Source organism: Anaerolineae bacterium, assembly GCA_014360855.1.
GTDB lineage: Bacteria > Chloroflexota > Anaerolineae > JACIWP01 > JACIWP01 > JACIWP01.
In genome coordinates, this window is record JACIWP010000099.1 from 1 (window position 1) to 10,575 (window position 10,575).

10 protein-coding genes and 1 riboswitch are annotated in these 10,575 nt (G+C 64.9%); all 10 genes read left to right on the plus strand.

Annotated elements, in window-relative coordinates:
- The first annotated feature begins 33 nt into the window (after window positions 1-33).
- Window positions 34-1,524 carry a transcription termination/antitermination protein NusA gene (gene nusA, locus H5T60_07045; protein MBC7242186.1) on the plus strand — a complete coding sequence of 497 codons (1,491 nt, stop codon included), beginning with the start codon at window positions 34-36 and terminating at the stop codon, window positions 1,522-1,524.
- Window positions 1,525-1,556: 32 nt separating this feature from the next.
- On the plus strand, window positions 1,557-1,859 hold the full coding sequence (locus H5T60_07050; GenBank protein MBC7242187.1) for a YlxR family protein: 303 nt from the start codon (window positions 1,557-1,559) through the stop codon (window positions 1,857-1,859).
- Between the two features lie 400 nt (window positions 1,860-2,259).
- Window positions 2,260-4,425, plus strand: coding sequence for a translation initiation factor IF-2 (infB, locus tag H5T60_07055; GenBank protein MBC7242188.1), 2,166 nt, complete (start codon window positions 2,260-2,262; stop codon window positions 4,423-4,425).
- 42 nt (window positions 4,426-4,467) lie between these two features.
- Window positions 4,468-4,839 carry a 30S ribosome-binding factor RbfA gene (gene rbfA / locus H5T60_07060; GenBank protein ID MBC7242189.1) on the plus strand — a complete coding sequence of 124 codons (372 nt, stop codon included), beginning with the start codon at window positions 4,468-4,470 and terminating at the stop codon, window positions 4,837-4,839.
- Window positions 4,836-5,816 (plus strand): bifunctional oligoribonuclease/PAP phosphatase NrnA, encoded by a 981-nt coding sequence (locus H5T60_07065; protein MBC7242190.1) that lies wholly within the window; start codon window positions 4,836-4,838, stop codon window positions 5,814-5,816. Before rbfA ends, H5T60_07065 begins: the two co-directional genes overlap by 4 nt.
- Before the next feature lie 5 nt (window positions 5,817-5,821).
- Window positions 5,822-6,796, plus strand: coding sequence for a tRNA pseudouridine(55) synthase TruB (gene truB / locus H5T60_07070; protein ID MBC7242191.1), 975 nt, complete (start codon window positions 5,822-5,824; stop codon window positions 6,794-6,796).
- Window positions 6,793-7,776 carry a bifunctional riboflavin kinase/FAD synthetase gene (locus H5T60_07075; GenBank protein ID MBC7242192.1) on the plus strand — a complete coding sequence of 328 codons (984 nt, stop codon included), beginning with the start codon at window positions 6,793-6,795 and terminating at the stop codon, window positions 7,774-7,776. Before truB ends, H5T60_07075 begins: the two co-directional genes overlap by 4 nt.
- 5 nt (window positions 7,777-7,781) lie before the next feature.
- On the plus strand, window positions 7,782-8,204 hold the full coding sequence (locus H5T60_07080; protein MBC7242193.1) for an archease: 423 nt from the start codon (window positions 7,782-7,784) through the stop codon (window positions 8,202-8,204).
- A 42-nt stretch (window positions 8,205-8,246) separates the two neighbouring features.
- Complete coding sequence (locus H5T60_07085; GenBank protein MBC7242194.1) at window positions 8,247-9,698, plus strand: RtcB family protein; 1,452 nt, start codon at window positions 8,247-8,249, stop codon at window positions 9,696-9,698.
- Between the two features lie 104 nt (window positions 9,699-9,802).
- Window positions 9,803-9,908: riboswitch (TPP riboswitch) on the plus strand.
- Window positions 9,909-10,004: 96 nt separating this feature from the next.
- Window positions 10,005-10,575 (plus strand): ECF transporter S component (locus H5T60_07090; GenBank protein MBC7242195.1); only part of this gene is annotated, 571 nt, incomplete at its 3' end.

A 10,575-nucleotide genomic window follows, 5' to 3' on the forward strand; every position in this document is an offset into this window, starting at 1 on the left:
GATGGGTTTGCTGTAAAGGAGAGAGCGGGAGCAATGAGAAACGAATTTATCCTGGCGGTGAATCAGGTGTGCGCCGAGCGCCAGTTGTCGAAAGAGGTGGTGCTGGAAGCGGTGGAAGCCGCTCTGGTGACCGCCTATAAGCGCAACTTTGGCGCGGCCGGCAATGTTTCCGCCAAAATCGATCCAGAGACCGGCGAGGTGAAGGTCTACGCCCATAAGACCGTGGTGGAGGAGGTCAAAGACCCACGGGTGCAGATCTCCCTGGCCGAAGCGCGCCAGATCAAGCCGGATGCCGAGCTGGGGGATGTGGTCCTGATCGAGACGACCCCCAAGGACTTCGGCCGCATCGCCGCGCAGACGGCCAAACAGGTCATCCTCCAGCGCATTCGCGAGGCAGAGCGCGACGCGCTCTATCAGGCCTTTGCCGAGCAAGAGGGAGAGATCATCAACGGGGTCATCCAGAGCATAGATGCCCACGCCATCGTGGTGAACCTGGGCAAGGCGGAGGCGATGCTTCCGAAAGCGGAGCAGATCCCCGGCGAGCGCTACCGTCTGAATCAGCGCATCCGGGCCTATGTGCTGGAGGTCGAGAAGACCTCGCGCGGGCCGCGCATTGTGCTGTCGCGCGCGCACCGCAACATGCTGCGCCGGCTGTTGGAGCTGGAAGTGCCGGAGATCGCCAACGGCGCGGTCGAGATTAAGGCCATCGCCCGCGAGGCCGGCAGTCGCTCCAAAGTGGCTGTGGCGGCGCTCCGCCCGGGCGTGGACCCCGTCGGCTCCTGCGTCGGCATGCGGGGCACCCGCATCCAGGGCATCGTCAACGAGCTGAACGGTGAGAAGATCGATGTGGTCGAGTGGAGCCCGGATCCCGCCGTCTTCATCGCCAACGCGCTCAGCCCCGCCCAGGTGGCGAAGGTACATCTCTACGAGGACGCGGAGGGCGGCAAGACCGCACTGGTCATCGTGCCGGACAAACAGCTCTCGCTGGCCATCGGCAAAGAGGGACAGAACGCCCGTCTGGCGGCCAAACTGACCGGCTGGCGGATTGATATCAAGAGCACGTCCGAGGCGGCCGCCGAGATGTTCGCGCCGGCCCAGCCCAAGCCAGAACCCAAGCCGGTGAGCGCTGAAGAACTGCTGGCGCGCGCCGAGCAGATCCTGGCCTCGCGCCCGCCGGCCGAGGAACCCGAGCCGGTGGAAGAGACGGTGAAGCTCTGGCTGGATGACGAGGAACTGCCGGCTGTCGGCGAGAAGCCGGCAGTGGCAGAAGCCCCAGCGGCAGAACCCGAAGCGGCGGTCGAGAGCGCGGCCATGACGGCGGAAGAGGTGGAAGAAGAGGAAGAGCCGGCCACTCTTGACTCGCTGCGCTGGGACCCGCAGGCCGATGACGATGAGTTTGAACCGCGCAGCAAACCCAAGGACAAGGAAAAGCGCGCCTTGTTGGAATTCGACGAGGCGAGCGGCAAGCTGGTGGTGAAGCGCCAGCGCAAGCCGGGCCGTCAGCGCACGGAATGGGAGTATTGAGGTCGAGGCCGGCGGGATCAAGGAGCGGAAAGATGGCGCCCAAGCATATTCCCATGCGCACATGCGTGGCCTGCCGCCAAACACAGCCCAAGCGCACGCTGGTGCGGGTGGTGCGCACACCAGAGGGCCAAATTGTGGTGGACCCGACGGGCAAGCGCGCCGGCCGCGGCGCTTATCTCTGCCGCCGGCGCTCCTGCTGGGAGCTGGCGCTCAAGCGCGGTTCCCTGGAACACGCGCTGAAGACCACCCTTTCGGAGGAAGAGCGCGCCCAACTGCGGGCGCACATGGAAAACATGCCTGAGGAAGCCGGCGTCGAAACCGCCGGCCAGGGGTGAGCCTCCTCACTCTCGGTGCAGGCCGGCAGTGGACATCACCCTGGGAACGGATCGGGGACAACGGGAGAAGACGCGGAGGAGCATATGAGCACGTAAACAGGTGCCTGGGCACAGGCGTAATGCCCCGGAACACGTGCTGAACAGGGGGATACTACCGTTTCCCCTGACCAAACGCCTCTGCGAACCCTCCTGTTGATCCTCATTGACTGCTGGCCGCCGGCCAGGCACAATACCTGGTCCGGCAGGGGGCCAGCGCATTATCACTCACGGAAATGCTGTAAAATTTTACAAAAGTCCAGGTTATTTATACAATGATAGATGGGGAAGATCGGGCCCGCCGGCAGGCTGAACCCATCCTGCCCGAGGCAGGTGGCCCGAATGGAAAGGAGCAGGAGTGTCCATGACGAAATCGCGCAAGCCCCTCGTCGAGGAAGAAGCGAAAGAAAGCGCCCAAAAACCGGAGAAGGCCCCGGTCAAGCCGGCGCGCCTGCCAGAAGAGGACGATCTTCTGGGGCCGGACCTGCTGGGGAAGCGCCGTCTGCGCATTCTGCGGGATTTTGAGATCGAAGAGGAAGACGAAGAGGATGAAAAGCTGAAACTGCGGGCGCCGGCCCGGCGCAAGGTGCGCGCACCCGATGAAGAAAAGGTCGAGGAGAAAGTCCTCAACCGCCGGCCCAAGCCGGGTGCTGCCAAGAAGCCCAAGCCGGCGCCAGCGGCGCGCCCGGCCCAGAAGGAAAAACGAGCGGAATCTGCTCCTGCCCGGGCACCAGAAAAGCCGGCGGAGAAGGTGCTGGAACTGCCGGCCAACATCAGCGTGCGCGATCTGGCCGCCAAAATGGGCATCAGCCCGATTGAAGTGATCAAAGAGCTGATGAACAACGGCGTGATGGCCAACATCAACCAGATGATTGACTTCGATACGGCCGCCATCGTCGCCTCGGAGCTGGGCTTTACCCCGGTGGAAGAGAAGCCGGCGGAACCCGAAGCGGTGGAAGAGAAGGCGCCGGAGAAGGCCAAGCCCCTGTGGAAGCTCATCTGCGAGCGGGAAGACCCGAGCAAGCTGAAGCCGCGGCCGCCAGTGGTGACGGTGCTGGGGCATGTGGACCATGGCAAGACGACCTTGCTGGACGCGATCCGACATGCCAATGTGGCGGCCAGTGAGGCCGGCGGCATTACCCAGCGCATCGGCGCCTACCAGGTGGATGTGCATGGCAAGAAAATCACCTTCATTGATACGCCGGGCCATGAGGCATTTACCGCCATGCGCGCCCGGGGCGCCCAGGTGACCGACCTGGCAGTGCTGGTGGTGGCCGCGGACGACGGTGTCATGCCGCAGACGCGCGAGGCCATCAACCACGCGCGCGCCGCACAGGTGCCGATCCTGGTAGCCCTGAACAAGATTGATAAGCCCAACGCCAACCCGGAGCGGGTGAAACAGCAGTTGGCCGATGAAGGCCTGGTGGTGGAGGATTGGGGCGGCGACGTCATCTGCGTGCCCATCTCCGCCAAGCTGGGCCAGGGCATTGACGAGCTGTTGGAAAATATCCTGCTGGTCACGGAAGTGGCCGAGCTGAAAGCCAATCCGGACTGCCCGGCCATGGGCACGGTGCTGGAGAGCAAGATCGATAAGGCACGCGGCCCGATAGCCACCCTGCTGGTGCAGAACGGGACCCTGCGGCTGGGCGATAACGTGGTCGCCGGCGAGGTGTACGGCCGCGTGCGCGCCATGTTTGATGATCGCGGTAACCAGGTCAAAAAGGCGCCGCCCTCCATGCCCGTGGCGGTGCTGGGACTGTCCGGCCTGCCTAATCCGGGCGACCTGTTTGAAGTAGTGGCTTCGGAGCGCGAGGCCAAGGCCATCGCGGAGGAGCGCATCCGCCAGCGCGAGGCCGCGGCCGCCAAGGCCGCCCGGCGTGTATTGACGCTGGAGGACATCGCCAGCAGGATCAAGGCCGGCCAGGCCAAGGAGCTGAACATCATCCTTAAGGCCGATGTCCAGGGCGCCATCGAACCCATCGTCAAGTCCCTGGAGCGCCTGGGCGATGAGGAACTGCGGGTCAAAATCCTGCATACCGGCACCGGCAACATCAGCGAGTCGGATGTGATGCTGGCCGCCGCTTCGGATGCCATCGTCGTGGGCTTCGGCGTGCAGGTGGACCAGGCCGCCCGCCGGCTGGCAGAGCAGGAAGGCGTTGATATCCGCCTCTACAACGTCATTTACATGCTCCTGGAGGACATGGAGAAGGCGCTCAAGGGCATGCTCGAGCCTAAGTTCGAGGAAAAGGTGCTCGGCCATGCCGAGGTGCGGGCGGTCTTCAAGGTCTCGAAGCTGGGCCAGGTCGCCGGCTGTTACGTCATGGACGGCGTCATCACGCGCGATGCCCAGGTGCGGGTCCACCGCGGCGACGCCGTGATCTTCGATGGCCGGGTGGCCTCGCTGAAGCGCTTCACCGAGGACGTGAAAGAGGTGGCCGCCGGCTTCGAATGCGGCATCGGGCTGGAGGGCTTCGCGGACTTCCGCGAGGGCGATATTCTGGAATTCTACCGCAAACAGCAAGTACAGTGAGCATATAGGCCCGGTCAGCAGTATACCCGGGCGTAAAGGACGATGAAGGTGGTATCTCGCAGACAACGTCGGGTGGCGGAACTGATCCACGAGGAGCTGGGGCTTCTGCTGGAGCGGCGCATCTCGGACCCGCGCTTAGCAGAAGTGACCATCACCGACGTGGAGATCACGCCCGACCTGAAACTGGCAACCGTATACTTCAGCGTGCTGGATGACGAGCCGGCGCGGGTGGAGCTGGCCCTGGCCGGCCTGGAGCATGCCCGCGGCTTTTTCCGCAAGTCGCTGGCCGAAACGCTGTATCTGCGCTTCGTGCCCGAACTGCGCTTCCGCTGGGACCAGTCCATCCGTAAGGGCGAGCGGATTGACCGCCTGCTGGCCTCACTGCATGAGGAATCGCCGGAAGAAGAGGAATGAGCGGAGTCACGGCCCAAATCGCCGGCTATCTGCGTCAGGCCGAACGCATCCTGCTCGTCGGGCATATGGACCCCGATGGGGATGCGGTCGGCGCGCTGTTGGGACTGCGGGAGACACTGCGCCGGCTGGGCAAGCAAGTGGTGCCGGCCCTGCCGGACCGGCCGCCTTCCAAGTACGCCTTCCTGCCGGGTTTTGCGGAACTCACCACAGCGCCGGCCGGCTCCTTCGACCTGTTCGTCAGCCTGGACAGCAGTGACACGGCGCGCTTGGAACCAATCTATTCTACTGTGATGGCGCCGGCCGGCCGGCCGGTCATCAACATTGACCATCACATCACCAATGTCATGTTCGGCACGCTGAACTGGGTGGAACCGAAGGCGGCCTCCACCTCGGAGATGATCATCTCCCTGGTGGATGCGCTGGGCGTGCCCATGGGCCGGGAGATCGCGCTGCCCCTGCTGACCGGCATCGTCATGGACACGCGGGGGTTCCGCACGTCCAACACCACATCGGATACCCTGCGGGCGGCCAGCCGGCTGATGGATGCCGGCGCTTCCCTGTCCGAGGTGATGGAGCGGGCGCTGAACTCGCGCCCCTATGCCATGCTGTGCCTGTGGGGCAAGATGATCCCCACCGTTCACTTGGAAGGGCGTATTGCCTGGGCGGTGCTGACGCCGGCGATGCAGGCCGAATGCGGCAACCCTGAGGAAGGCGACGGCGGCTTCATTAACTTACTCGTCTCCCTCCAGGAGGCGGATGTGGGCCTGCTCTTTTATGATAAGGGCGACCATGCCGTGGAAGTGGGCTTTCGTGCCAAGCCCGGCATTGACATATCCGGCGTGGCCTTTGCGCTGGGCGGTGGGGGACACCCGCAGGCCGCCGGCTGTACCGTGGAAGGTTCGCTGGAGGAAGTGCGGGCGCGCGTGCTGGACATGGTGCGCCGCGCCATAGATGGACAGCGCGCCCTGTATCGGTAAGGTCTATGGCGGACAAGCGAACCGGAACCCCGGCCGGCCCTTCATCTCCTTCGCACCCCGTCTCTGGCATCCTCCTGATCGACAAGCCGGCCGGATGGACCTCCCATGACGTGGTGGAGAAGGTGCGCCGGCTGACCCGTCAGCGCAAGGTCGGTCACGCCGGCACACTGGACCCATTGGCCACCGGCCTGCTGGTGGTATGCCTGGGCCAGGCCACGCGGCTGATGCCGTATCTGATCGGGCATGACAAGAGCTACCGGGCCACACTGCGCCTGGGGCAGAGCACCGACACCTACGATGCGGAGGGGCGCATCACCTATGAACACAACGGCCCACTGCCCGACCGCCCGGAGGTGGAAGCGGTACTGCCGGCCTTTCGCGGGGAGATCGAACAGGAGCCGCCGGCCTTTTCGGCGGTGAAACAGGCCGGCGAGCCGTTATACCGTCGAGCGCGGCGCGGCGAGGAGGTGGCGGCTCCTCCCCGGCGGGTGCGCATCCATCGGCTGGAGCTTGTCGAATGGGACCCGCCCTATCTGACGCTGGAGATAGACTGCTCTGCCGGCACATATGTGCGCTCCTTGGCCCATGACATCGGGCGGCGGCTGGGTTGCGGCGCCCATGTGGCCGGCCTGGTGCGCACCCGGAGCGGTCCCTTTCGGCTGGAGGAAGCTGTTTCGCTGGAGGAATTGACGGGCGCCGACGGATGGAGGCGCTGTCTGCTCCCCATGGATGCTGGGCTGGGGGATTTGCCGGCCATGGTCTTGTCATCCGACGAGGTTACCCGGGTGGGGTTCGGGCAGGCGGTCGCCGGCCCGGCGCCGGCGGACGATCGCCCGGTGCGGGCATACTCCGATGACGGCCGGCTGATAGCGATACTGCACTATGACCCGACAGCGAACCTCTGGCGGCCCAAGGTGGTGCTGGCCGGCATGGAAGGCGGGGCGACATCTTCGCACAGCGACAAACAGGAAGGCCCATGAGAGTTTTCGACGATATTGACCATACCTGGCTGGACGGCGAGAGCGTCATCACCATCGGGGCATTCGACGGCGTGCATGTGGGGCACCAGGCGCTGGTGCGGGAGGTGCTGGCAGAGGCGCGGGCGAGCGGCCGGCAGGCCGGCGTGGTCACCTTCTACCCCCACCCGGTGAACGTGCTCAGCGCCCAGAACCGGGTGCGTTATATCACGACGCCGGGGGAAAAGGCCGCCATCCTGGAGCGGCTGGGCCTGGACTTCATGGCCCTGATGCAATTCACCATGGAGCTGGCCCGCAAATCGGCCGGCGAGTTCGTCCATATCTTGGTGGAGCATCTCCACCCGAAAAGCATATGGGTGGGGCCGGATTTCACCTTTGGCTACCAACGCGAGGGCAATGTGGAGGTACTGCGCCGGCTGGGCGCGCAGTGGGGATTCAGCGTGCACGTCCTGCCGGCGGTCTGCCTGAACGGCGCGGTGGTCTCCAGCACGCGCATCCGCCAGCTTCTGGCCGAGGGGAAGATCGAAGAAGTGACGGCCCTGCTGGGGCGCTATTATCTGGTCTCGGGGGAGGTGGTGCCGGGCCGGCATCGCGGCCGGGCGCTGGGCTTTCCGACGGCGAACCTGGAGGTGCACGGCGACCGCGCCCTGCCGCGCGACGGGGTGTACGCCTGCTTCGCCCTGCTGGGGCAACAGCGCTTTCCGGCGGTGGCCAATCTGGGTGTCCGCCCGACCTTTGGCGAGAATAAGCACATCCTGGAAGTGCATTTGCTGGACGTGCGTCTGGAGCTGTACGGGTGCGATCTGGCGGTGGAATTTGTGCGCTGGATGCGGCCGGAGATGTGCTTTGCTTCCGCCGGCGAGCTGGTGGAGCAGATGCGGCGGGACGTGGAGGAGGCGCGCCGCATCCTCCAGGAGGCGCGCCGGGACGGTGTGGACATCGCCATCCGCGATTGGAGCCTTCTGCGCGTGGGAGGCAAGTAGCAGGGATGGGGAACGTCAGCAACCCCGCCGGCTTCGAGGAGCTGAATCATGTGGCGGACCGCGCCGTGCATGTCTGGGCGCCGAGCCTGGAAGCGCTCTTTGAGCAGGCAGCGCGCGCCATGTTCAGCCTGATGACCGATATCTCGGCGATCCATCCCGAGCGCCGGCATGAGATTACCATAGAGACGGAAGACCTGGAGACCGCGCTGGTGGACTGGCTGAATGCCCTCCTTTTCTGGCGCGAGACCCAGGGGGAGATGTACAGCGATTTTCGGGTGCGGTGGGAAGACGGCCTTCTGCGAGGGGAATTCGCCGGCCAGCCGGGGTATCCTACCTTTGCGGTGGTGAAGGCGGCCACGTTCCATGACCTGCGCATCGAGCAGGATGAACAGGGATTGTGGCATGCCACCATCGTGTTCGACACTTGAGGACGCGCGGCCGGCGTTTTGGCATGGACGAGGAGGTGTGCCATGGTGAAGAAGACCGACCTGCGAAAGATTGACGAGTATCTGTACGAGATTCCGAAAGAGTTCCGCCCCGATATGCGGGTGCCGGCGCGGCTGTATGCCGATGAGGCCATATTAGAGGACGCCCTGGGCGACCGCTCCATCGAGCAGTTGGTCAACACCGCCACGCTCCCCGGTGTGGTGCGGTATACGCTGGCCATGCCGGATATCCATCAGGGCTACGGTCCCCCCATCGGCGGCGTGATCGCCACGCGCCATCCCGACGGCATCATCTCGCCCGGCGCCACCGGCTACGACATCAACTGCGGCGTGCGCGTGCTGGTCAGTAATATCACCGCCGATGAGCTTCGGCCCCACCTGGAGAAGCTGGTCAATGCCCTTTTCCAGAACATCCCCAGCGGGGTGGGCAAGGGGGGCGCTATCCGGTTGAACACCAAAGAGCTGGACGAGGTGATGGTACGTGGGGCGGCCTTCGCGGTGGAGCGGGGCTACGGTTCCCGCGAGGACCTGGAGCGCACGGAGGAGCGGGGCGCGCTCGCCGGCGCGGATCCCGCCGCGGTCAGCCGGCATGCCCGCGAGCGCGGCAGTCCCCAACTGGGCACCCTCGGCTCCGGCAACCACTTCATTGAGGTCTCCGTCGTCGAGGAGGTCTATGACCCCGAGGTGGCCGATGCCTGGGGCCTTTTCCCCGGCCAGATCGCGGTCTGGATCCATTCCGGTTCGCGCGGCCTGGGCCATCAGGTCTGCTCCGATTATGTGCGCGACTTCCAGAAGGCGGTGCAGAAATATAACATCTCCCTTCCCGATCGTGAGCTGGTATGTGCGCCTTTCAATTCGCCGGAGGGACAGGCGTATTTCGGCGCCATGGCCTCGGCCGCCAACTATGCCTGGGCCAACCGACAGGTCATGGCGGAGCTGGTGCGGCGCACCTTTGAACAGGTGCTCGCCGGCAAGGTCTCCGACTGGCACCTGCGGCAGATTTACGACGTGGCGCACAACATTGTCAAGATCGAGGAGCACGACGTGGACGGCAAGCGCATGAAGCTCATCGTGCACCGCAAGGGCGCCACGCGTGCGTTTGGGCCGGGGCATCCGGTGCTCCCGCCGGCGTACCGGGATACCGGCCAGCCGGTGCTCATCCCGGGCGATATGGGCACCGGGTCGTACCTGCTGGTGGGCACGGAGAAGGCCATGCGCGATGCCTTTGGCACCACCTGCCACGGCGCCGGCCGCGTCTGGAGCCGTGCCCAGGCCAAGAAGTCCATCCGCGGCGAGGAGCTGATCCAGCAACTGCGGCAGAAGGGCATCATCGTGCGGGCCGGCAGTATGGCCGGCCTGGCGGAGGAGGCCCCCGATGCGTATAAGGATGTGGACCGGGTGGTGAACGTGGTGCACAAGGCCGGCCTGGCGCGCAAAGTCGCCCGCTTCCGTCCACTGGGTGTCATCAAGGGCTAACCGGCCAGCATATTGCGGGGCACAGCGCCGCCGTGTCCCTACGATTTTAACGAATTTGTTGACATCTACGCCTATCTGAGGTATAATGAAGTTGACAAGTGAATAGGGCCAGCTGGGGGAGCTCCGTACGGGGCTGAGAGGATGCGAAGGCATCGACCCCTTGAACCTGACCTGGGTAATGCCAGCGTAGGGAAGCTGTGTGATGTCGAGCACACTTCAACGGCTGCCTGACTGCATACGCGGGTCAGGCGGCCGTTCGTTTTATGACGCGCCAATTTGTTCCATGTTTTTCGCAGGAGGTGTACAATGACCGGCGAGAGGCGTTTGGGTGGAGGTTGGGCGATCATCCTGGCCGGCGCTCTGCTCGGCATCGCCACCGTGGTGGTGTATTGGTTCGCCTCCCAAGGTGAGGGCGCCTGGGTCACGTGGAACGGCATCAACGCCGTAGTGCTGGCGGCGATGGGCGTGGCGGCCGGCGCCGCCATCGCCTCCAGCGAGGAGATCAAGCGCTGGACCACCTGGGAGTCCATCCTCACGGCCGTGCTGGGCGGCGTCATCGGCGTCCTCTTCTGGCTGTGGGGCCTGTTCTGGGAACTGCTGGAGTTCATCAAGGCCGGCATCCCGGGCTACGGCTACGCCGTGCGGGACCTGTTTTACGGCTTCTGGTTCCTGGCCGCCATCCTGGTGCCGTACATCGTGCGCCGGCCGGGCGCGGCGCTGGCCGCCGAGATGGTGGGCGCCATCGTCTCCTCCCTGCTCGGCTCCCAGTGGGGCCTGACGGTGCTCATCAGCGGCCTGGCCCAGGGCGGTCTGGCGGAAGTCGTCTTTGCCCTGCGCGGCTATAAGCATTATGACCTGCCGACGCTCATCGCCGCAT